The organism is Diaminobutyricimonas sp. LJ205 (assembly GCF_009755725.1).
Classification (GTDB): Bacteria; Actinomycetota; Actinomycetes; order Actinomycetales; family Microbacteriaceae; genus Ruicaihuangia.
In genome coordinates, this window is sequence record NZ_CP046619.1 from 1,266,589 (window position 1) to 1,288,548 (window position 21,960).

The following is a 21,960-nucleotide window of genomic DNA, read 5'->3' on the forward strand; positions in this document are numbered from 1 at the left end:
AGTTCTACGTTGCAAAAGGATTCCCCGTGGTAGACCAGTCCGAACCTGTCGTGATCGCCGACCCCGCTGTGGTGGCTGGTCTCGACTATTGGCGGACCCTGCCCATCAAGCAACAGCCGGAATGGGCGGACCCGGATGCCGCGGGCGCGGCTTCGGCCGAGATTGCCACGATGCCCCCGCTGGTGTTCGCCGGTGAGGTCGACGTGCTCCGCGACCGCCTGGCACGTGCGTCGCGCGGTGAAGCGTTCCTGCTGCAGGGCGGTGACTGCGCCGAGACCTTCGCCGGGGCAACCGCCGACCAGATCCGCAACCGGGTGAAGACAATCCTGCAGATGGCGGTCGTGCTCACCTACGGTGCGTCGATGCCGGTGATCAAGATGGGCCGGATGGCCGGGCAGTTCGCCAAGCCCCGCTCAAGCAACACCGAGACCCGCGGCGAGATCACCCTGCCCGCGTACCGCGGCGACATCGTCAACGGCTACGACTTCACCCCGGAGTCGCGCGCGGCCGACCCGCGCCGCCTGGTGCAGGCGTACCACACGGCGGCGTCCACGCTGAACCTGATCCGCGCGTTCACGCAGGGCGGCTTCGCCGACCTGCGCCAGGTGCACAGCTGGAACAAGGGCTTCGCGCAGAACCCCGCCAACCAGCGGTACGAGGGGCTCGCCAGCCAGATCGACCGCGCCATCAAGTTCATGGAAGCCGCAGGCGCCGACTTCGACGAGCTCAGGCGGGTCGAGTTCTACTCGAGCCACGAGGGCCTGCTGATGGACTACGAGCGCCCTATGACCCGGATCGACTCCCGCACCGGAACGCCGTACAACACGTCCGCGCACTTCCTGTGGATCGGCGAGCGCACCCGCGACCTGGACGGCGCCCACATCGACTTCTTCTCGCGCGTGCGCAATCCGATCGGCGTCAAGCTCGGCCCGACCGCGACGCCCGAGACGATGAAGCAGCTGGTCGACAAGCTCGACCCGAACCGCGAACCCGGACGCCTCACGTTCATCACCCGTATGGGTGCAGGCACCATCCGCGACGCCCTGCCGCCACTGCTCGAAGCTGCAAAGGACCTGGAATCCACCCCGCTGTGGATCACCGACCCGATGCACGGCAACGGCATCACCACCGCCACCGGCTACAAGACCCGCCGGTTCGATGACGTCGTCGATGAGGTCAAGGGCTTCTTCGAGTCGCATCGCGCGGTGGGCACCCACCCGGGCGGCCTGCACGTCGAGCTCACCGGCGACGACGTCACCGAGTGCCTCGGCGGGTCGGAGCAGATCGATGAGGCTACGTTGGCCACCCGGTACGAGTCGCTGTGCGACCCGCGGTTGAACCACATGCAGTCGCTCGAGTTGTCCTTCCTCGTCGCCGAGGAACTCGCCGCCCGCTAAGAGGTACCGGGCACAGGCAGTGTCCCGGTTTGCACCGGGATGCTCGCGGTGTGCTCGTACTGGCGTTCAGCGCGCGGGATGAACAACGCGAGCAGGATGCTGGCGGCGGCGACCGCGGCGGCGATGATGAAGATCAGCTGAAACGCGCCCTCGGTCGGCACCGTGCCTGTGGAGATCTCCATGGTCTGGGTGGCGAGGATGATGCCGATCACCGTGGCTGAGGATGTCGAGCCCAGCGTGCGCATGACCGAGTTGAGCCCGTTCGCCGCGGCCGTCTCGCTCGACGGCACAGCCCTCATGATCAGTGTCGGCAACGAGGAATAGGCGAACCCTGTCCCGATCCCGACCACCGTGGAGATGATCACCACCTGCCAGACCTCGTACATCAGCCATGGCCCGACCGAGAAGGCGGCGGCGATGATCGCGGTGCCGAGAATCAAACTGGTGCGCGGCCCTTTCGCCGTGGACAGCCGGGCGGCGAGTCCCGAGACGAAGAACATCGCCAAGCCACCGGGCATCAGGCACAGGCTCGTCACGATGAGGGTCTGACCGAGCCCCGCACCTTCGGTGGGTCCCTCCAGCAGCACCGGCAGTGCTGCATTGGTGACGAAGAACGCGAAACCCACCGAGATCGACGCCAGGTTGGTGAACAGCACGGCACGCCGGACACTCACCCGGAGGTCGACAAGCGGCGACGCGGTGCGCAGTTCGAACACGCCCCACGCGATGAGGACGAGGATGCCTCCGCCCAGCAGGCCGAGCGTCAGCGGGCTGGTCCAGCCCCACTCGGTCCCCTTGGAGATCGCCAGCAGGATGCAGATGAGCCCAACCGCCAGCCCGACGGCGCCGACGAAGTCGAACCGGCCGCCCGTGCGCAGGGTGCTGACCGGAATGATCGCGAGCACCGCGAAGAAGGCGAGGAAGCCGAGGATCGCCGCCATCCAGAACAACAGGTGCCAGTCGAAGTTCTGCGCGATCACCGCCGCGACCGGCAGTCCGACGGCGCCGCCGACGCCCAGCGTCGCACTGACCAGGGCAACCGCTGCGGCGAGGTTCTTCGGATGGATGACATCGCGCAGGACACTGATGCCGAGCGCGATCACACCGAGCGAGATCCCCTGCAGGGTACGGCCGACCAGCATCGGAATCAGGGTGACCGACAGTGCGGAGATGATCGAGCCGAGCACCAGGATGGCGAGCAGCACCAGGACCATCCGGCGTTTGCCGAACATGTCGCCCAGCCGGCCGCTGATCGGAGTGGAGATCGCCGCGGCGAGCAAGGTCGAGGTGAGCACCCACTGCGCGTCCGCGGTGGTCGTGTCGAGCAGCTCGGGCAGGTGCGGGACGATGGGGACCACGAGGGTCTGCATGAACGCGGCGATCAGGCCGGACGCGGTCAGGACGGCGATCATGGCGCCGTCGCTCGGGCGCCGAGTCAGCCGACGGCGTTGCTGCGGGGTGAGGATGGAGGTAGACGGCGTGAATTCAGTCGATGAAGGTGGCATGTGACCGGTCAAGTTTTAGATCAGTCGAACGGATTGAGCGGGTTGGCAAAATCCACCGTCACTGTCGAACCCTTGTCGACGGAGTCTCCACCTTGTGGGTCGGTGTCTGTGACCCGGAAACGCTCGGGAGCAATATCGGCGAACCGGTCGTAATTGAGCTTGAAGCCCGCGGCCTGTAGTAGACCCTTCGCCTCGTTCCAGGTCTTGCCCTCGACATCCGGCACTTTGACCTGTTCCACGCCGAGAGACTGGATCAGGGTGACCTCGTCACTGGGGCGCACCGGGTCGGTCTTCGGCTCGGCACGAATTATCCGGTCGCGCTTGATGGAGTCGCTGAACTCGCTGCCGCCGACGGTCCCGACGAGATTGGCGTCGGCAAGCCGGTCGATCGCGTCGTCGACGCTCAGGCCTTCGACATCCGGAATCGGCCCCACAGAGACGATCAGGCTGAGCGGCTGCTGCTCGCCGTACTCGGCCTGTCCGGCGATGCTCGTGGCGCCATCGGCGCCGAGCACATCGAGCACCTCACCTGCTTCGTTCTCGGTGAACCGATACTCGGTGCCTGTATGCGTGAACTGTCCCTCGATGGCGGCGAGGGCGGCCTCCTCCTGCATACCGACGAGGGCCGGCAGGGGGAGCGGTTTCGGCCCGACGGACAGGAGCAGGGTGATGATCGAACCCCGGTTGATCATGGTGCCGATCGCTGGATCAGTGTTGGCCACCAGCCCGGCGGCAATCTGGGGGTCGGTCGTGGTTCCGGTTTCGGCCGCGACCTCCAGCCCGAGGTCTTCGAGGATCGCAGTGGCATCCTCAGGGGTGGCGCTGGCGATTGTCGCCGGGATCGTCACCTGCGAGCCGGGACCCCAGCCGAGCCACCAGCCGGCACCGCCGGCGAGCGCAGCCAAGACGACCACGACGGCGAACAGCCACCAGCCGCGGCGCCTCCGTTTCTTACCGGCGGAGGCCAGCGCGGTGGTGGAGTCGGTGACTGCCGGTTCAGCGCTCGGCGCGGCGACCCGGCCGATGACCTGGGTCGCGGCGTCCGGGTTCGCCGCCGCGAGGGTCGGCAGCACCATCGTTCTTTGAACCGCGGTCGCGCCGCCGGGGAGGGCGGATGTCAGGGAGGCAGCGGTGTCGCGCAGCTGGTCGAGCATCTCCCGGGCGTCGCGCGGTCGCTGTTCCGGATCCCGGGCGGTCGCCCACAGCACGAGCTCGTCGAGCTCAGCCGGCACCGCCGGGTTCTTCGCGCTCGGCGACGGCACCGAATCATTGGCGTGCTGGTAGGCGATCTGCATGGGCTGCTCGCCCTTGAATGGCTGCTCGCCGGTGAGCATCTCGTACATCATGATGCCGACCGCGTAGATGTCGCTGCGGGTGTCGGCCACCCCGCGGGTGACCAGCTCGGGGGAGAGGTAGGCGATCGTGCCGAGCAGCGCCCCGCCGGTCGCCGTCTGCGAGGTGGCGGCGCGGGCGAGGCCGAAGTCGCCGATCTTGATCCGACCGTCGTCGGCCAGCATGACGTTCTCGGGCTTCAGATCCCGGTGCACGATGCCCGCACGGTGCGCAGCCGCAAGACCGGCGAGCACCGCTTCGCAAATGTCGATGGTCTGTTCGGAGGTGAGGCTGCCGTACTCCTCGAGCAGGTCACGCAGGGTGATGCCGGGTAGGTACTCCATGACCAGATAGGCGGACTCGGCATCCTGACCCTGGTCGAACACGTTGACCACGTTGGGGTGCGCCAGGCGTGCAGCGGACCGTGCCTCCTGGATGAACCGCTCAGTGAACTGCGTGTCGTCCGCTAAGTGGTCGTGCATGATCTTCACGGCGACGAGCCGCTCAAGGCGCAGATCGGTGGCCAGATAGACCGTCGCCATGCCGCCACGGGCGATGCGCGAGCGGACCTGGTAACGACCGTCGATGAGACGGCCGATCGTAGGGTCGGTCTGCTGCGTGCTCACTCGTCGAGTCTAGAGTCGCGAGGCTGGGTAGTTCAGCAACAACACCGTGCCGCTGCTAGCGGAGCTGGTCGTACCAGGCGCGGGCGCTCTTCTCCCACTTGGCGTAGGCCTCCGGGTATGCGGAGATCTGCACCGCCTGAGCGGCCTGGGTGAGAGTCATCGACTGCCAGCCGCTGATCTCGAGCAGTCCCCGAGTCACGCCCTTGTTCGGGTTCGAATCTCCGCCGTAGAACAGCCGGGCCGCGTGGGCTGGGTTCATGATGTGGGCGGGAGTGCCCCATCCAGCACTCGGCCGCTGCTGGAACAGGCCGAGCGAGTCGCGGTCGCCGTAGTCGATGTTGCGCATGCTCGACTCCTGCGCCGCGGCAGCCAGGGCGATGACGATGCCGTAGTCGGGAACGCCCAGGTCCTGACCGACCTGCACGATGATGCTGGCGTTCTGACGCATCTCACTGGTCAACGGCACGACAGAGTTCCCGACCGGAACCTCGGAGGCACCGGGGATGCTCAGGGTGCGTCCCGCATAAATGACGCTGGACATGGTGAGGTTGTTCGCCTGCAGCAGGGCCGACATGGTGAGCCCGTACTGCTTGGCGATCGAGCTGATCGTGTCGCCGCGCTTGATCGTGTGGCTGCCAGTGGTCGTCGGGGTGGTCGAGCTGACCCGCTCGATCGCCGGCGCTGCGGCCGGGGCGGCGGTGCCGGGGATCGCGAGGGTCTGCCCGGGGTAGATGATGCTCGACCAGCCGAGGCCGTTTGCGCTGAGGAGCGTCTGCGTCGAGAGCCCGAAACGGCCGGCGATACCCGAGATGGTGTCGCCCTTGGCGATGGTGTAGCGGTTGGAGGCGGCCGGCGGAGCGGCCTTCGGCGCTGCCGTGGGCTGCTTGGCGGGGGCAGCGCCGTTCGTGAGCTTCAGTTCCTGGCCGGGGAAGATGATCGACTTCCAGCCGAGCCCGTTCAGCGCGAGGACGGAGGCCGTGGACAGCCCGAAGCGGCCCGCGATGCTTGAGACGGTGTCACCCGCGGCGACCCGGTAGGTGCTCGGCGCGGTCTGCGCCGCCGCGAACGCGGCGGTGCTCACCGTGGTCGGCTCAGTCTTTGCGCCCGCGGACACCAACGCCTGCTTGATCTGCTTGCCGAGCTGGCTGGTGGCCTTGACCGTGTCCTGGCGCGGCGGCTTCTGGGCGTCTGTGTCAACCGGCGCGGTGAGGTTCATCGAGACCGCGGCGACCGATCCGACAAGCACGATCGGCACCGTGTTCAGCAGGCCGCGTGCGACGCGGTTCTCGCGACCGGCGCTCGGCTGGTGCTGTGCGGGTACGAGCCCCGCGAAGACCCGGTGTGCGTTCAGCGGTGTTTCGCTGTTGTCGATACCTGTGGTCATGAGGTTCCCCATCTTCTCCGGCCCCGAGATGTGCGCGCCGACGAGTCGGCACCGTTTTCAAAGCTGTCACAGAAAGAATCTCAAGTCAATTAGTGTGACTAGAGTGACGTGAGTTAACACGTTCGTAACATGCGCGAGGGTCGAAGCGCCCAGATCAGCCGTGGCACTCTTGGAACGTGACTGAACTTGTGCCCACGACCTGGCTGACCATCCCCGAACTCGTCGACGTGCTCGGCGTCTCGCAGAGCCGGGTGCGTCGCCTCATTGAGGAGCGCGCCCTGCTCGCGGTGCGGGTGGATGGCGTTCTCAAGGTGCCCGCCCAGTTCATCGTCGACGGCGAGCCGCTCGGCGAGCTCAAGGGCACCCTCGTCGTGCTCGCGGACTCCGGCTTCTCGGATGACGAGGCCATGCAATGGCTGTTGAGCGAGGATGACGCCCTTGGGGTGGCCCCGATCGACGCGCTGCTGGCCGGACGTAAGGCCGAGGTGCGCAGAGTCGCCCAGGCTCTCGCCTTCTAACCCGGCTTAGGACTCGCGCCGCACGACCGTCTCGGCCATTCGGGCCAGCTCCCGCTTGGCAGGGTCGGCGAGCGGAGCATTCGCGAGCGCGGTTGTCGCGGCTCCGACGTTCTTGTCGATGATCCGCTCGACCTTCTCCACCGCTCCGCTGTCACGGATGGCGGTCTGCAGCATGCTGATCTGCTGGGCGTCGAGATCGGGATCCCCGAGCAGTTCGTCGAACGTGCGCAGCACGCCAGGGGGCAGTTCGCTGCGGGTGAGGGCGACCAGCACTGACCGTTTGCCTTCACGCAGGTCATCGCCGGACGGCTTGCCCGTCAGCGAGGCGTCGCCGAAGACGCCGAGCATGTCGTCGCGCAGTTGATAGGCGATGCCGAGCGGCAGCCCGAAGTCCCGCAGCGACGAGACCTGGTCGGGCGTTCCGCCGCCGAGGCTCGCGCCGATGGTCAGCGGCGCCTCGATCGAGTACTTGGCCGACTTGTAGATGATCACCCGGCGTGCGCGGTCGAGCTGTTCGGCAGCGGAGCGACCCTGCCAGGCGCTGCCCTCGAGCACGTCGAGGTACTGGCCGAGGGTCACCTCGGTGCGCATGCGCGTGAACTCTGCGCGGGCCAGGGCCCCGGCATCCTTCCGCGACAGACGGGACAGTGCGTCATCCAGCAGCTCATCGCTCCAGCCGAGCAGCAGGTCGCCGAGCAGCAGCGCGCCTGACCGGCCGAAGCCTGCTGCGCTGCCGAGCCATCCGGAATCCTGGTGCACCTGCTCGAAGCGGCGGTGCGCTGACGGCCGGCCGCGTCGAAGGTCGGAGTTGTCCATGATGTCGTCATGCACGAGCGCGGCGGCGTGGAACACCTCAAGGGCAGTCGCCGTCAGCACGACGGCGGGCAGGTCGGCGTCATCCGACGGGTTGTGCAACGGATCGAAGGAGCTTTCCAGACCCGCGATCGACTGCCATCCCCAGTAGCAGAACAGCGCACGGAAACGCTTGCCGCCCTGCAGAAGGTCGCCGGCGAACTGGGTGAACGACCCGAGCTCCGGCGCGATGTGAATGAGGTGACTATCGCGGTCCTCGAGGAACCGATCAAGCTCGGCCTGCACTAGATCAACTAACCGGGTACTCTCAGCCACCCGCCTAGCCTAGCCGTGGGCCGGGGCATACAATGAGGATTCAGTACAAGCGTCGAACCCGATCCGTAAGGGGGTACGAGATGCCGCTATCGGAGCAAGAGCAACGGCTCTTGGATGAGATGGAGCGCAGCCTCTATCAAAACGATGCAGATTTCGTTGCAACAGTTGGAGCTCGGCGCGGAAAGCCGAACTACACCGTCCTCGTGATCGGCATCCTGCTCGCCCTGCTCGGTGTGGGCGTTCTCATCACTGGCGTGGCCATACAACAGCCCCTCGTCGGCGTGCTCGGGTTCGTTCTGATGTTCGCCGGCGTGCTCACCATCGTCAGTCCTCCGCGACGCGCAATTCGTGCCGAGGATGCCGCCAAGGCTCGAAATTCCTCGAAGTCGAAGGCCAAGGGTGGCACCTTCATGGACAACTTGAATGACCGTTGGGATCGTCGAACCGACGGACGCTGATCGTCCGCGCTGACCTCTCGCGCTGACCCTCCACACCACTCCACCGACGCGACCAGGACCCCAACCGGGGCTCACTGAAAGGCGCCGCAAAAGGACCGACCGAACAGGTCGGTCCTTTTTTGTGCCCGAATTCACCCCAAAGCGGGGTTCGCCCTCCACCGCCCTCCACTCCCCATTGCCGCTAGGTAATGGGGGCGTGGAGGGCTTTTCGTGCAAAATGGATGCCGAAAACCCTAGACCAGTGGTTGAAAGTGGAGTAAAGTGGAGGTATCCCGAATCGGGGGCCGCTGAGTGAGGGGAGGGCGCTCGTGTTTCTGGGCACCTACGCACCCAAACTCGACGAGAAAGGCCGCGTCATCCTGCCGGCCAAATTCCGCGATGAACTGGCCGCAGGGCTTGTGCTCACCCGCGGTCAGGAACGATGCATCTACGTCTTCAGCGAGGACGGTTTCGCCGAGCAGCACGACAAGATCCGGCAGGCCCCGCTGACCAGCCGTGCGGCCCGTGACTACCTGCGCCTGTTCCTCTCAGGCGCGAGTGCTGAGCAGCCCGACAAGCAGAACCGGGTGACCATCCCCGCGAATCTCCGCGACTACGCCGGACTCGACCGCGACCTCACCGTCATCGGCGCAGGGAACCGTGCGGAGATCTGGGCGACCGACACCTGGAACGCCTACTACGCCGAAAAGGAAGAAGCCTTCTCAAACACCGAGGAGGAGGTGATCCCGGGACTCTTCTGATCCCCTGGCCGCTGACTCCCAGCCGTTCGATCGCCCTGACACACCTTCCCCGGTGCCAGGTCGGAATGGATGGGGATCAGCAGCCAGGAGCCTCCCGGTAACTCATGAACGATCAAATTCACACCCCGGTCATGCTTGAACGAACCATCGAGCTGCTCGCCCCCGCCCTCCAGGCGCCGGGCGCCATCGTCGTCGACGCCACCCTGGGCATGGGCGGCCACTCAGAGGCGCTGCTGACGCGGTTCCCCGAGCTCACGCTGGTCGGCCTGGACCGCGACCTCGAAGCGATCGCCATCGCCGGGGAGCGGCTGGCTCGATTCGGCGACCGCGTGCACCTGGTGCACACGGTCTACGACCGCATCCAGCAGGCCCTCGACTCGCTCGGCATCAGCACCGTCTCCGGCATCCTGTTCGACCTAGGCGTCTCCTCGCTTCAGCTGGATCGCGCCGAACGCGGGTTCGCCTACTCGAAGGACGCTCCGCTGGACATGCGGATGGACTCCACCTCGGAACTCACCGCGGAACGGGTGCTCGCCGAGTACAGCGAGGCTGACCTGCGTCGCATCTTCTACGAATACGGCGAAGAGAAGCTGGCGCCGCGCTACGCCAGGAAGATCGTGGAGCGCCGCGCGCTTCAGCCCTTCACCCGATCCGCTGACCTGGTCGAGGTCATTGCCAGGGCGACCCCGGCGGCCGTGCAGCGCAGCGGTCACCCGGCGAAACGTGTCTTCCAGGCGCTTCGCATCGAGGTGAATCAGGAACTTTCCGTGCTCGAGCGCGCCATCCCAGCCGCCCTCGATGCGCTCGAGGTTGACGGGCGCATCGTCGTGCTCGCCTACCAATCCCTCGAGGACCGCATCGTCAAGAAGGTCTTTGCTGCCCGGTCCACCTCGACCACGCCGCAGGACCTCCCCGTCGAGTTGCCCGAGCACCGCCCGCAGTTCCGGCTGCTGGTGCGCGGCGCTGAGCTCGCCACGGCCGAAGAAAAAGCAGAGAACCCGCGTGCAACGCCAGTGCGTTTGCGCGCAGCAACCCGCATCGTGAGGCCAGCATGAACACCAATCTCGCGTACACGCTGCCGACCACCGCGCCGGCCGAGAGCCCCACTCGTCATATCGAGGTCGTCCCCACCCGCCAGCAACGCCGCGCCCGTCCGCGCATGCTGTACGCCGCGGTCACCATCGGCGGGGTATTCGCCATCCTGATCGCCCAACTGCTGATCAGCATCGTGCTGAGCGACGGCGCCTATCAGATCTCCGCATTGCAGAAAGAGCAGAAGGAACTCTCGCGCAGCGCCGGCACCCTGACCGAGGAACTGGATTTGCTCGCCTCGCCGCAGCATCTCGCCGCCAGCGCCGAGGCGCTCGGAATGGTCAGCAACTCGAACCCGGCGTTCCTGCGCCTGACCGACGGCGCAGTGCTCGGCGCACCGGCCACCGCCGATGCCACCGCGGGAAGCGTGATCGGCCCGGGCGGCAGCCTGCTGGTGCCCAATTCGCTGCTCGATGGCGTTCCGCTGGCCGGTGCCAGCACGCCTGACCAGGTCGTCCCTCCCGCCGCGCCCCCCGAGGGTGGTACCTGGACGAGCAGCGCCGCGCCCACCGCACAGGGGCCGGCCCAGCCGGGCGCGCCTGCCGGATCGGAAACTGGCGGCTCGGTAGCGTCGAACTCGGGAACCCTGCCCGCACCGACGACCCGATAGGCACGCACCACCAGCACTCGCACCACACCGGCACCGGAAGGACGCCTCGTGACACCATCGCGCTCATCACGCGCCAGGCTCTCGGTCACCCTGCTCGCAATCTTCGCGCTCGTCGCGGTGTTCGCGGTGCGACTCGTCGACATTCAGGTTGTGCGCGCTGATGAGCTCAACGAACAGTCCGAAGGCAAACGCGCGGTCAGCGTGACCACCCACGCCGCGCGCGGCGACATCCTCGACACCAACGGAACCCCGCTCGCCGACAGTGTGATGCGCTACGACGTCACCGCCTCCCCGCAGAACATGGGCGACCTGGACCGCCGCCTCGAAGACGGCAGCAAGGTCACCGTGCCACTCATGGACGTGGTGCGTGAGATAGCCGAAACCCTCGGCACGGATGTCGCGGCCCTGCAGGCCAGGGTGCAGAAGCAGCTCACGGATGACCCGGACTCCAACTTCATGTACATCAAGCAGGGCATCACCGCCGAGCAGATGGCCGCGGTGAAGGCGCTCAAGGTGCCCTGGCTGTACTACGACAACCGACCGAGCCGCACATACCCGAACGGCGCCGTGGCAGGGAACCTGGTCGGCTTCCTGAATACCGACGGCCCGGGCGCCGGTCTCGAGCTCACCGAGAACGACTGCCTGAAGGCCACGAACGGCTCATCGACCTACGAGCGCGGGATGGACGGGGTTCAGATCCCCGGCAGCACGGTGACCGAGAAGGAAGCCGTCGACGGCGGCACGTTGCAGCTGACCATCGACGCCGACCTGCAATGGTTCGCCCAGCAGCGGATCAGCGAACAAGCGACAGCGATCGGCGCCGACTGGGCGACCGCTGTCGTGGTGCGAGTCTCCGACGGGCACATCATGGCCCTCGCCGACTACCCGACGGTCGACCCGAACAACGTCGACGCGTCCAACGTGCTCGACCTCGGGTCCCGGGCGTTCTCCACCCCGTACGAACCCGGGTCCACCTTCAAGGGAATGACCGCAGCGATGCTGGTCGACCAGGGACTCGCCGACGCCGGAACCAGGGTCACCGTGCCCGGGGCGCTCGAGCTGTCCTCCGGCGATGTGATCCAGGACAGTTTCGGTCACCCGACCATGCAGTGGACCCTCGCGGGTATCGTCCAGCAGTCCTCGAACATCGGAATCTCCATGCTCGCCGACGGGATGAGCGATGAACTGCGCTACGACTACATGAAGAAGTTCGGGCTGGGGGAGGAGACCGAGGTGGACTTCAACGGCGAGTCCGGCGGCATCCTGCCCCATCACGAACGCTGGGGCGTCACCCAGTCCGCGAACATCTCCTTCGGGCAGGGTGTCTCGACGACCTCCGCACAGGTCGCCAGCATCTTCCAGACCCTCGGCAACGGCGGAGTCCGGATGCCGCTGACCCTCGTCGAGGGGTGCACGATGCCGGACGGCACGGTCATCTCGCCGACCTCGGAGGGAGCCAGGGTGGTCTCCGAGCACGCGGCCGACTCGAGCGTCCATATGATGGAAACCGTCGTCACCGGTGGGTTCCTGAAGAACCAGCTGCAGATCCCGGGCTACCGGGTGTCCGCGAAATCCGGTACCGCGGAATGGGCCGAGAACGGCGTTTACACCGATGAGCGCGTGGTTTCCATCGCGGGCGTGGCTCCCGCGGAGGACCCGAAGTACGCCGTCGTGGTGACCTTCGGCAAGCCGGATACGATTAAGACGTCGGCCGCGGCGGCGCCGACGTTCCGTAAAATCATGACGCAGGTACTCACCATGTACCGCGTTCCGCCGTCGACAGAACCCGCACCCAACCTGCCGACTACTTGGTAAGAAAGAAGACGCTGTGACCGATCGGATTCCCCCGGTACTACGCCCGGAGCATCCGTCACCACGATCTCTCTCCCGGCTCATCGACGAGTTCGAACTCGAGTACCGCGGCGACATTGACGGCGTTGAAATCACGGGCGTCACTCTCTCCACCGGTGACCTGCACCCCGGCGACCTGTACGTCGGGGTTCGCGGCGCCCACAGCCACGGCGCGGACCACGCGCAGGCGGCGCGGGACGGCGGCGCGGTCGCCATCATGACGGATGCGGAGGGCGCAACCGTTGCCTCGGCCAGCGGGCTGCCGGTCATCGTCGTCGACTCGCCCCGCGCCGCCCTGGGAGACATCTCCGCATGGGTGTACCGCACCCTGGAAGAGCCGCCCGTGCTGTTCGCGATCACCGGCACCAACGGCAAGACCAGCGTCTCCTACCTGCTCGAGGCGATCCTGAAGCAGCTGGGACTGGTGACCGGACTCAGCTCGACCGCCGAGCGCCACATCGGGGACCTCAGCATCACGTCGAAGCTCACCACTCCGGAAGCTCCGGAAATGCACGCCCTGCTTGCCCGCATGCGGGAGAGCGCGGTGCGCGCGGTGGTCATCGAGGTGAGCGCCCAGGCCCTCACCCGGCACCGGGTCGATGGAATCGTCTTCGACGTCGCCGGTTTCACCAATCTCAGTCACGACCACCTCGACGACTACGGCACCATGGAGGACTACTTCCAGGCCAAGCTTGCGCTCTTCGACCCCGACCGCGCCCGTCGCGGAGTGGTGTCGCTCGACAGCGAGTGGGGGCAGAAGGTCGTCGACGAGTCCCGAATCCCGGTGACCACGCTGTCGGCGTTCGCCGACCGCGACCCGCAGTGGCTGGTGACCATCACCGAGGAGCACTCGGCGTACACCGAATTCGTCCTGTCCGGTCCCGAAGGACGGAGCCTCAAGACCCGGGTCCCGGTGATCGGCTGGCACATGGCCGCGAACGCGGCGATGGCGATCCTGATGCTGGTCGAGGCCGGCTTCGAGCTGGATGCCATCGCGCACGCGCTCGACGCCCGCGGCGGCATCGACGCTTACCTCCCTGGCCGCACCGAGCGCATCTCCGGCGACACCGGCCCCTCGGTCTACGTCGACTTCGGGCACAGTGCTGACGCGTTCGAGCGCACCCTCACCGCCGTGCGCAAGTTCACGCCAGGCAAGATCATCATCGTCTTCGGCGTCTCCGGCGACCGCGACAAGACCAAGCGTCCTGGCATGGCCAGGGTCGCCGCGGAGCTCTCCGACGTCGTGATCATCACCGACCACCACCCGCGATTCGAGGACCCGCACGCGATCCGCGCCACTCTGGTGCAGGCGGCCCGCGAAGCTTCCCCCGACCAGCCGCAGTTCGAGATCGCCGATCCCAAGCAGGCGATCCGGCACGCCGTATCCCTCGCCGGTCCCGGCGACACGATCCTCTGGGCCGGGCCGGGTCATCAGGATTACCGCGACGTCGAGGGCGTCCGGGTTCCCTATTCCGCTCGCGACGAGGCACGCGCCGCGCTCCGCGAGGCGGGGTGGGACGCGTGATCGCCCTCAGCCTCGCCGAGATCGCAGCGCTCACCGGCGGACGCCTGGTCGCGCCTGCCGGCGTGAGCGCGGACACCATCGTCGACGGGTCGGTTCAGACGGACTCCCGGCTCGTCGAGCCAGGGTCGATCTTCTTCGCACTGGCGGGGGAGACCACCGACGGTCACCTGTTCGCTCCCGCGGCCGCGGAAGCGGGCGCCGCGCTGGTGATCGGCGAGCACGACCTGAGCCTGCCGATCCCGCAGGTGATCGTCGCCGACGGCTACCAGGCGCTCGCTGCTCTCGCCCGCGGCGTCGTCGCCCGGGTGCGTGCTGCAGGCACGCTGCAGATCGTCGCGATCACCGGCTCCAACGGCAAGACCACGACGAAGAACATGCTGCGCGCCGTGCTCGAGCAGCACGGCCCCACCGTCGCGCCACGCGGCTCGTTCAACAACCACGTTGGAGCCCCGGTCTCGATGCTGCGGATCGAGCACGACACCCGCTACCTGATCGTTGAAATGGGCGCATCCGGCACCGGCCAGATTCAGCACCTGATGTCGATCGTCACCCCGGACGTGGCCGTCGTGCTCAAGGTGGGCCTCGCCCACGCCGGCAACTTCGGCGGCGTCGATGCCATCGCCGAGGAGAAGGCCGCGATCGTCCGCAGCCTGCCTGAAGGCGCCGTTGCGGTGCTGAACGCCGACGATCACCGGGTGGTTGCTATGGCGCAGCAGACCAAGGCACGCATCGCCTGGTTCGGGCTGTCGGATGCCGCCGGCTTCCGCGCCGCGGACATCGACCCCTCGGCAACCGGCACCGACTTCACCCTGGTCACCGCCGGCCGTGAACTCCCGGTGCACCTGCGGGTGCTCGGGGAGCACCACGTCATGAATGCCCTCGCGGCATTGGACGCGGCATCCGCCCTCGGCATCGACCCGGCGGACGCCATCCCGGCGATCGAATCGGTCGTGCGGGCAGCCCGCTGGCGGATGGAACTGCTGACGCGGCCCGACGGAGTCATCGTCATCAACGATGCCTACAACGCGAGTCCGGACTCCACCGCGGCCGCCCTGAAGACCCTCGCGCAGGTCGTCACCCCCGAACAGCGCAGCGTCGCTGTCCTCGGTGAGATGGCCGAGCTCGGCGAGTTCGCCGATGAGGAGCACGACCGCATCGGTCGTCTCGTCGTGCGGCTCAATATTCGCAAGCTCGTGGTCGTCGGACACCGTGCCAGGCACATCCACAATGCCGCGGGTCTCGAGGGCTCGTGGGACGGGGAGTCGGTCCTCGTTGAGAGTGCGGACCAGGCGTACGATCTGTTGAATGAGCAACTCCGGCCGGGCGACGTCGTGCTGGTGAAGTCATCGAACTCCGCCGGCCTCCGATTCCTCGGTGACCGGCTCGGTGGCATGGCGGAAGGAACTGACAAGTGATCGCCTTGCTCATTGCCGGAGGCGTGTCACTCATGTTCACGCTGCTGCTCACCCCGTTGTTCATTCGGCTGTTCAAGCGCCTGCAGTGGGGGCAGTTCATCCGCGATGACGGTCCCAAGTCGCACCACGCCAAGCGCGGCACGCCCACGATGGGCGGCATCATCTTCATCCTCGGCGCTGTGGTCGGCTACTTCGTCGGCAAACTGATCGGCGGCGGGGCGATCACCCCGTCCGCCCTGCTGGTGATCCTGCTGATGGTGGGCCTCGGCCTGGTCGGGTTCATCGACGACTTCACCAAGACCCGCAACCAGCGCAGCCTCGGCCTCACGCCGTGGGCGAAGATCATCGGGCAGACCGTCGTCGGCGCGGTGTTCGCCTGGCTCGCGCTGACCATCACTGACGACGAGGGCAACTCGCCGGCATCGACGGCGATCTCGTTCATCCGCGACATCCCCGAACTCGACTTCATGCTGCTCGGCACCGTGATCGGCAGCATCCTGTTCATCATCTGGGTCGTGCTGATCACGGTGGGCACCTCAAACGGCGTGAACGTCGCCGACGGTCTCGATGGACTGGCCACCGGAGCATCGATCCTCGCCTTCGCCGGGTACATCCTCATCGCGTTCTGGCAGTTCAACCAGTCATGTCTCAGCGGCGCGCCCGAGTCCGTGTGCTACGAAACCTCCAACCCGCTGGATCTGGCGACGATCGCCGCGGCGATCGTCGGCGGGCTGATCGGCTTCCTCTGGTGGAACACCTCGCCCGCGCAGGTGTTCATGGGCGACACCGGCTCGCTCGGCCTGGGCGGCGCCCTCGCCGCACTGGCGATCCTGACCCGCACCGAACTGCTGATCATCCTGATCGGTGGCCTGTTCGTCATCGTCACCGGCTCGGTGATCGTGCAACGGGTCTACTTCAAGCTCACCCACGGCCGCCGCATCTTCCTGATGAGCCCGCTGCACCACCACTTCGAACTGAAGGGCTGGGCGGAGATCACCGTGGTCGTGCGGTTCTGGATCATCGGCGGGCTGTTCGTCGCCGCAGGCGTCGGACTGTTCTACCTCGAATGGGCTGTCAGACAGTGACCAACAGGCTGTCCGAGCGACTGTCGACCCTGACCAGCTGGCACGCCGACTGGAGCGACCTGCGGGTCGCCGTCTACGGCGTCGGCGTCACCGGGTTCGCCGCCGCCGACACGCTCGTCGAACTGGGCGCCCGCGTGCTGGTCATCGCCGACCGCGCCTCGGACGAACACCGGCAACTGCTGGACATCATCGGCGCCGACCTGCACGAGCAGGCCGACCTGTCGAACGTCCCGGATGCGCTGGAACGCTTCGACCCCGAGCTCGTGGTCGTCTCGCCCGGCTTCCACCCCGACCACCCCCTGCTGGCATGGGCCGAGGAGCGCGGCACCGCGATCTGGGGCGACATCGAGCTTGCCTGGCGGCTGCGCGACAAGGTCGGCAGGCCAGCCGAGTGGCTGTGCATCACCGGCACCAACGGCAAGACCACGACCACGCAGCTGACCGCCACGCTGATCAAGGCCGGCGGGCTGCGCGTCGCCCCGGCGGGGAACATCGGCATCCCCGTGCTTGACGCGATCCGCGACCCGCAGGGCTTCGACATCCTCGTCATCGAGCTCTCCAGCTACCAGCTGCACTGGATCAACCGGAACCCGGGCGGCGAGTTGATGCCGTTCTCCAGCGTGTGCCTGAACATCGCCGACGACCATTTCGACTGGCACGGCTCGGCCGCGGCCTACCGGGCGGCCAAGGCGAAAGTGTACGACAACACCCGGGCCGCCTGCGTGTTCAACAAGGCCGACCAGATCACCCGCGCGATGGTTGAGGATGCCGACGTGATCGAGGGTGCCCGAGCGATCGGGTTCGGCCTCGACGCGCCAGGACCAAGCGACTTCGGCATCGTCGACGGAATCCTCTGCGACCGAGCCTTCCTCGAGGATCGACGGCATTCCGCGCTCGAACTGACCACGATCGAGGAGCTCGCCGAGGTAGGACTGGCCGCTCCGCATTCGGTGCAGAATGTGCTCGCGGCCTGCGCCCTCGCCCGCTCGGTGGGCATCGAGCCCGCCGTGATCCGCGACGCGTTGCGCGAGTTCCGCATCGACCACCACCGCACCGAGCTGGTGGCCGTGCACGCCGACGTGCGCTGGATCGACGACTCCAAGGCCACCAATCCGCACGCGGCGAACGCTGCGCTGTCCGCGTTCGACTCGGTCGTCTGGATCGTCGGCGGCCTGCTCAAGGGCGTTGACATCGACACCCTGGTTTCCCAGCACGCCGACCGGCTCGCCGCGGTGGTGATCATCGGGGTCGACCGCACCGAGGTGCGTGAGGCGTTCGGGCGACACGCCCCCGCGCTCAAGGTCTACGAGGTCGAAGAGACGGAAACTGGTGAGGTGATGCGGGCAGCAGTCCGCTTCGCGGGTCTTGCCGCAGGACCGGGCGACACCGTGTTGCTTGCGCCGGCGGCGGCGTCGATGGACCAGTTCACCGACTATGCCGACCGTGGCCGCCGGTTCGCGGCAGCCGTGCGAGAGTTCCTGGAAGGGGGAGCGGATGAAGCATCCGATACGCCGCCCCTTCCCGACACCCGATAGCCGCCCCGAGAGCCCGGCCGCGACCGAGACGGGCGACGACGCAGAGCGCAAGGCCCCGGTCGCGTTCGTCGCGGTGAAACGAATCTTCGCCGCGGAGACCGGGAACTACTTCCTGCTGCTCGGCACCACGCTGTTCCTGGTCATCTTCGGCCTGGTCATGGTGCTGTCCTCCTCGGCGGTGCAGTCGCTCAAGGAGCAATCGGACGCCTTCGCGGAGTTCCACAGCCAGGGCGTCTACCTGGCCATCGGTGTGCCGCTCATGCTCGTCGTGTCCCGCTTTCCTGCGAGCTTCTGGAAACGATGGGCATGGCCCGCTGTCGTCGTCGGCGTGGTGCTCCAGATGCTCGTCTTCACCCCACTCGGATACGGCTACGGCGGCAACCTGAACTGGCTCGACCTCGGCGCATTCACCATTCAGCCGTCCGAGCTCGTCAAGCTCGCGCTCTGCCTGTGGCTGGCCTTCATCCTGACCACCAAACGTGAACTGCTCGGCGACTGGAAGCACGTCGCCGTGCCGATTGCTCCGGTCGCGGGTGTCGCCATCGGTCTGGTGCTGCTCGGCAACGACCTCGGCACGGTCGTCATCATGCTCGCGATCGTCTTCGGTTCGCTGTTCTTCGCCGGGGTGCGGTTGCGTTTCCTGGTGCTGCCACTGATCGCGATCGCCGGAATGGGCCTGATCGTTGCCCAGCTGAGCTCGTCCCGCCGCGACCGGATCGAGGTCTGGCTGAACGGCTGCCCGCCCGAGGAGTACCTCAACAACTGCTGGCAGGTGTTACACGGCACCTGGGCACTCGCCTCCGGCGGACTGTTCGGCGTCGGCCTCGGCAACTCGAAGACCAAGTGGTCGTGGCTGCCGCACGCCGAGACCGACTACATCTTCTCGATCATCGGTGAGGAACTCGGCCTGATCGGCGCAGTGGTCGTGCTGCTGCTGTTCGTGGTGCTGGCGATCGCGTTCGTGCGCATCATCCGCGCCAACCGGGATCCGTTCGCTCGACTGACCACCGGCGCGGTGATGATCTGGATCGTCGGGCAGGCGCTCGTCAACATCGCCGTGGTGCTCGGACTACTGCCAGTGCTGGGCGTTCCGCTGCCGCTGATCTCGGCTGGCGGCTCGGCGCTGATCACAACGCTCCTTGCGATCGGTGTTGTACTCTCGTTTGCCCGGACCCCCAAGCACGACCTCGAGGACCACCAGAGAATGAGCCCCGCCGAGCGATCCCGCTGGGCAGCCGCACAACGGAGCCGCACCACCCCATGACGACTTACCTGCTCGCCGGTGGAGGCACCGCCGGCCACGTGAACCCGCTGCTCGCGGTTGCCGACCGGCTTCGCGAACGGGAGCCGGATGCCGAGATCCTGGTGCTCGGCACCGCCGAGGGGCTCGAGGCACGGCTGGTGCCCGAACGCGGGTACGAGCTGCTGACCATCCCGAAGCTGCCGTTCCCGCGCAAGCTGAACCGGGCAGCCATCCGATTCCCTGGGCGGTTCCGCGAGGCGGTGCGGGTGACCCGAGAGTACCTCGACGCGCGTGGCGTCGACGTCGTCGTCGGCTTCGGCGGCTACGTCTGCCCGCCCGCGTACGTGGCCGCCGCGCAAGCCAAGGTGCCGCTGGCCGTGCACGAGGCCAACGCCCGTCCCGGCATCGCCAACCGGCTGGGCGCCCTGCTCACCCGGTTCGTCGGCGTCACCTTCCGCGCCACCAAACTGCGCCACTCCCGCCTGGTCGGGATGCCGCTGCGGCCCGAGATCGAACGGCTCGACAAGATCGTCGCTCGCGCTGAGGGCAACGAAGAGTTCGGCCTGGACCCGCTGAAGCCGACCCTGCTGGTCACCGGCGGTTCGACCGGGGCACGCAGGATCAACCAGACCGTGAGCGAGTCGATCGCGCTGATCCTCGGATCGGGATGGCAGGTGCTGCACATCACCGGTGAGAAGTCCGACCTGGAAGACCCGAATCTGCCGGGCTACCACCTGCTGCGCTACTGCGATCGGATGGAACTCGCGCTCGCCTCCGCGGATCTCACCGTGTCCCGCTCGGGCGCCGCCACCGTCACCGAACTGGCCGCTCTCGGCGTGCCCGCCGTGTTCGTGCCCTACCCGGTCGGCAACGGCGAGCAGCGGTACAACGCCCGTGACCTGCTCGACGCGGGCGGTGCGAGGCTGGTCCTCGACAAGGACTTCACCCCGGAGTGGGTCGCCGCCGAGCTGGTGCCGCTGCTGCAGAACCGAGCCAGGATCGCCGATATGGCCGCTCGCGCCGGCACCGTAGGGGTGCGGGACGGTGCCGACCGGATGGCAGACCTCGTCGCCGAAGCGGCGAAGCAGCGCGTAGGTTTGAAGCGATGATCAAGCCCGACTTCTCCGTCCAAATCCCCGCCGAACTCGGCAAGCTCCACTTCGTCGGAATCGGCGGTTCCGGAATGAGCGGGATCGCCCGCCTCTTCCTCGGCGCCGGGCACACCGTCACCGGATCCGACCTGCGCGAAACGGATGCCGTCGCAGAACTCAGGGCGCTCGGCGCCACCATCGCGATCGGCCACGACGCCGCGAACGTCGGCGACGCCGACACGCTCGTCGTGACCGGAGCACTCTGGCAGGACAACCCCGAGTACCAGCTCGCACTGAGCCGCGGCATCCCGGTGCTGCACCGGTCACAGGCGCTCGCCTGGCTGATCAACCAGCAGCGGCTGATCGCCGTTGCCGGAGCGCACGGCAAGACCACCTCGACCGGCATGATCGTGACTGCCCTGATCGAACTCGGCGAGGACCCGAGCTTCGTCAACGGCGGCGTGATCCAGACTCTCGGCACCAGCGCGGCCAGTGGCTCGGGCGAGCTCTTCGTCGTTGAGGCGGACGAGTCAGACGGATCCTTCCTGCTCTACGACACCGCGGTGGCCCTGATCACCAACGTCGACGCCGACCACCTCGACCACTACGGCTCGCACGAGGCCTTCGACGAGGCGTTCGTCCGGTTCGCGGCGGCCGCGTCGGAACTGGTCGTCGTATCCAGCGACGACCCCGGCGCGATCCGGGTGACCGAGGCGCTCCGGGCGGAACACCCGGGCAAGCGGATGGTCACCTTCGGTGAGGATGCCGCCGCCGATGTGCGCCTGCACTCGGTGGAGACCTCCGGGGCAGTGGCCTTCAGCATCGCCTACCAGGGGAACGACTACCGGACGCAGCTGCAGGTACCCGGCCTGCACAACGCCCTCAACGCGGTCGGCGCCTTCGCCGTGCTCACCGGTCTCGGCTTCGACCCTGCCGCCGTGGTCGATGGGCTCAGCCGCTTCGGCGGAACCGGGCGACGCTTCGAGCTGCACGGCACCGTCCGCGGCGTGCGCGTCTACGACGACTACGCCCACCACCCGACCGAGGTTGCCGCCGCGCTGAGCGCCGCCCGCTCGGTCGTCGGCGAAGGCCGGATCATCGCGATCCACCAGCCGCACCTGTACAGCCGCACCCGGATGATGGCCGGCGAGTTCGCGACCACTTATGAGTCGCTGGCCGACCACACCGTCGTGCTCGATGTGTTCGGGGCGCGCGAGGATCCAGAACCCGGCGTGACCGGCGCGCTGGTGTCCGAGCGCTTCACCGACGCCAGCCACGTCGACTACCTGCCCGATTGGCAGCAGGCAGCCGACCGCGCGGCCGCGATCGCGCAGGACGGCGACATCATCATGACGCTGAGCTGTGGCGACGTGTATCGCATCATTCCGCAGGTGTTGACCGCGCTGGAATCCGGCACGAAGTAGC

Annotated in this window: 18 protein-coding genes; 14 read left to right on the forward strand and 4 right to left on the reverse strand. The window is 67.2% G+C overall.

The annotated features are described in order from the left end of the window. The first annotated feature begins 26 nt into the window (after nucleotides 1–26). Nucleotides 27–1,397 carry a class II 3-deoxy-7-phosphoheptulonate synthase gene (locus GO591_RS06025; protein ID WP_157155989.1) on the forward strand — a complete coding sequence of 457 codons (1,371 nt, stop codon included), beginning with the start codon at nucleotides 27–29 and terminating at the stop codon, nucleotides 1,395–1,397. Here GO591_RS06025 and GO591_RS06030 read toward each other — a convergent pair. From GO591_RS06030 to GO591_RS06040, 3 genes are read right to left on the reverse strand one after another with little or no spacing between them, the layout of a single operon-like run. Beyond that, nucleotides 1,394–2,902 (reverse strand): MFS transporter, encoded by a 1,509-nt coding sequence (locus tag GO591_RS06030; protein ID WP_157155990.1) that lies wholly within the window; start codon nucleotides 2,900–2,902, stop codon nucleotides 1,394–1,396. The genes GO591_RS06025 and GO591_RS06030 overlap by 4 nt on opposite strands. 20 nt (nucleotides 2,903–2,922) lie before the next feature. Beyond that, nucleotides 2,923–4,860 (reverse strand): Stk1 family PASTA domain-containing Ser/Thr kinase, encoded by a 1,938-nt coding sequence (pknB, locus tag GO591_RS06035; protein WP_157155991.1) that lies wholly within the window; start codon nucleotides 4,858–4,860, stop codon nucleotides 2,923–2,925. Between the two features lie 55 nt (nucleotides 4,861–4,915). After that, nucleotides 4,916–6,244 carry a LysM peptidoglycan-binding domain-containing protein gene (locus tag GO591_RS06040; RefSeq protein ID WP_157155992.1) on the reverse strand — a complete coding sequence of 443 codons (1,329 nt, stop codon included), beginning with the start codon at nucleotides 6,242–6,244 and terminating at the stop codon, nucleotides 4,916–4,918. A gap of 176 nt (nucleotides 6,245–6,420) precedes the next feature. Here GO591_RS06040 and GO591_RS06045 point away from each other — a divergent pair, with 176 nt between their 5' ends. Further along, nucleotides 6,421–6,762 (forward strand): Rv2175c family DNA-binding protein, encoded by a 342-nt coding sequence (locus GO591_RS06045; protein ID WP_157155993.1) that lies wholly within the window; start codon nucleotides 6,421–6,423, stop codon nucleotides 6,760–6,762. 6 nt (nucleotides 6,763–6,768) lie between these two features. On the opposite strand, the gene GO591_RS06050 is transcribed toward GO591_RS06045, so the two are convergent. After that, nucleotides 6,769–7,890 (reverse strand): polyprenyl synthetase family protein, encoded by a 1,122-nt coding sequence (locus GO591_RS06050; protein ID WP_157155994.1) that lies wholly within the window; start codon nucleotides 7,888–7,890, stop codon nucleotides 6,769–6,771. Nucleotides 7,891–7,970: 80 nt separating this feature from the next. Here GO591_RS06050 and GO591_RS06055 point away from each other — a divergent pair, with 80 nt between their 5' ends. From GO591_RS06055 to murC, 12 genes are all read left to right on the forward strand, one after another. Then, nucleotides 7,971–8,348, forward strand: coding sequence for a DUF3040 domain-containing protein (locus tag GO591_RS06055; RefSeq protein ID WP_157155995.1), 378 nt, complete (start codon nucleotides 7,971–7,973; stop codon nucleotides 8,346–8,348). 308 nt (nucleotides 8,349–8,656) lie between these two features. Beyond that, entirely contained in the window at nucleotides 8,657–9,088 is a 432-nt protein-coding gene (mraZ, locus tag GO591_RS06060; protein WP_157155996.1) for a division/cell wall cluster transcriptional repressor MraZ, read from the forward strand. A gap of 104 nt (nucleotides 9,089–9,192) precedes the next feature. Continuing rightward, a complete protein-coding gene (rsmH, locus tag GO591_RS06065) occupies nucleotides 9,193–10,143 on the forward strand; it encodes a 16S rRNA (cytosine(1402)-N(4))-methyltransferase RsmH (protein WP_157155997.1) in 951 nt (316 codons plus the stop codon). Next, nucleotides 10,140–10,790: a cell division protein FtsL gene (gene ftsL, locus GO591_RS06070; protein WP_157155998.1), complete on the forward strand. Its 651-nt coding sequence runs from the start codon at nucleotides 10,140–10,142 to the stop codon at nucleotides 10,788–10,790. The genes rsmH and ftsL overlap by 4 nt, the downstream gene beginning before the upstream one ends. A 48-nt stretch (nucleotides 10,791–10,838) precedes the next feature. After that, complete coding sequence (locus tag GO591_RS06075) at nucleotides 10,839–12,605, forward strand: peptidoglycan D,D-transpeptidase FtsI family protein (RefSeq protein ID WP_157155999.1); 1,767 nt, start codon at nucleotides 10,839–10,841, stop codon at nucleotides 12,603–12,605. 13 nt (nucleotides 12,606–12,618) lie between these two features. Then, nucleotides 12,619–14,166: a Mur ligase family protein gene (locus tag GO591_RS06080; RefSeq protein WP_157156000.1), complete on the forward strand. Its 1,548-nt coding sequence runs from the start codon at nucleotides 12,619–12,621 to the stop codon at nucleotides 14,164–14,166. Then, nucleotides 14,163–15,581 (forward strand): UDP-N-acetylmuramoyl-tripeptide--D-alanyl-D-alanine ligase, encoded by a 1,419-nt coding sequence (locus GO591_RS06085; protein WP_157156001.1) that lies wholly within the window; start codon nucleotides 14,163–14,165, stop codon nucleotides 15,579–15,581. Before GO591_RS06080 ends, GO591_RS06085 begins: the two co-directional genes overlap by 4 nt. Beyond that, complete coding sequence (gene mraY / locus GO591_RS06090) at nucleotides 15,578–16,666, forward strand: phospho-N-acetylmuramoyl-pentapeptide-transferase (RefSeq protein ID WP_157156002.1); 1,089 nt, start codon at nucleotides 15,578–15,580, stop codon at nucleotides 16,664–16,666. Before GO591_RS06085 ends, mraY begins: the two co-directional genes overlap by 4 nt. After that, nucleotides 16,663–18,201, forward strand: coding sequence for a UDP-N-acetylmuramoyl-L-alanine--D-glutamate ligase (murD, locus tag GO591_RS06095; protein WP_232466290.1), 1,539 nt, complete (start codon nucleotides 16,663–16,665; stop codon nucleotides 18,199–18,201). The genes mraY and murD overlap by 4 nt, the downstream gene beginning before the upstream one ends. After that, a complete protein-coding gene (gene ftsW / locus GO591_RS06100; protein WP_157156004.1) occupies nucleotides 18,161–19,465 on the forward strand; it encodes a putative lipid II flippase FtsW in 1,305 nt (434 codons plus the stop codon). The genes murD and ftsW overlap by 41 nt, the downstream gene beginning before the upstream one ends. Beyond that, nucleotides 19,462–20,553, forward strand: a complete 1,092-nt coding sequence (gene murG, locus GO591_RS06105; protein WP_157156005.1) for an undecaprenyldiphospho-muramoylpentapeptide beta-N-acetylglucosaminyltransferase — start codon at nucleotides 19,462–19,464, stop codon at nucleotides 20,551–20,553. Before ftsW ends, murG begins: the two co-directional genes overlap by 4 nt. Continuing rightward, nucleotides 20,550–21,959: a UDP-N-acetylmuramate--L-alanine ligase gene (gene murC, locus GO591_RS06110; protein WP_157156006.1), complete on the forward strand. Its 1,410-nt coding sequence runs from the start codon at nucleotides 20,550–20,552 to the stop codon at nucleotides 21,957–21,959. Before murG ends, murC begins: the two co-directional genes overlap by 4 nt. The last annotated feature ends 1 nt before the right edge of the window (nucleotide 21,960 follow it).

Excerpts from the sequence above, each read along its gene's own strand:
- GO591_RS06030 (WP_157155990.1), bottom strand. The coding sequence starts at position 2,902 with ATGCCACCTTCATCGACTGAATTCACGCCGTCTACCTCCATCCTCACC.
- GO591_RS06040 (WP_157155992.1), bottom strand. The coding sequence starts at position 6,244 with ATGACCACAGGTATCGACAACAGCGAAACACCGCTGAACGCACACCGG.
- GO591_RS06055 (WP_157155995.1), top strand. The coding sequence starts at position 7,971 with ATGCCGCTATCGGAGCAAGAGCAACGGCTCTTGGATGAGATGGAGCGC.
- rsmH (WP_157155997.1), top strand. The coding sequence starts at position 9,193 with ATGAACGATCAAATTCACACCCCGGTCATGCTTGAACGAACCATCGAG.
- ftsL (WP_157155998.1), top strand. The coding sequence starts at position 10,140 with ATGAACACCAATCTCGCGTACACGCTGCCGACCACCGCGCCGGCCGAG.
- ftsW (WP_157156004.1), top strand. The coding sequence starts at position 18,161 with ATGAAGCATCCGATACGCCGCCCCTTCCCGACACCCGATAGCCGCCCC.
- murG (WP_157156005.1), top strand. The coding sequence starts at position 19,462 with ATGACGACTTACCTGCTCGCCGGTGGAGGCACCGCCGGCCACGTGAAC.
- murC (WP_157156006.1), top strand. The coding sequence starts at position 20,550 with ATGATCAAGCCCGACTTCTCCGTCCAAATCCCCGCCGAACTCGGCAAG.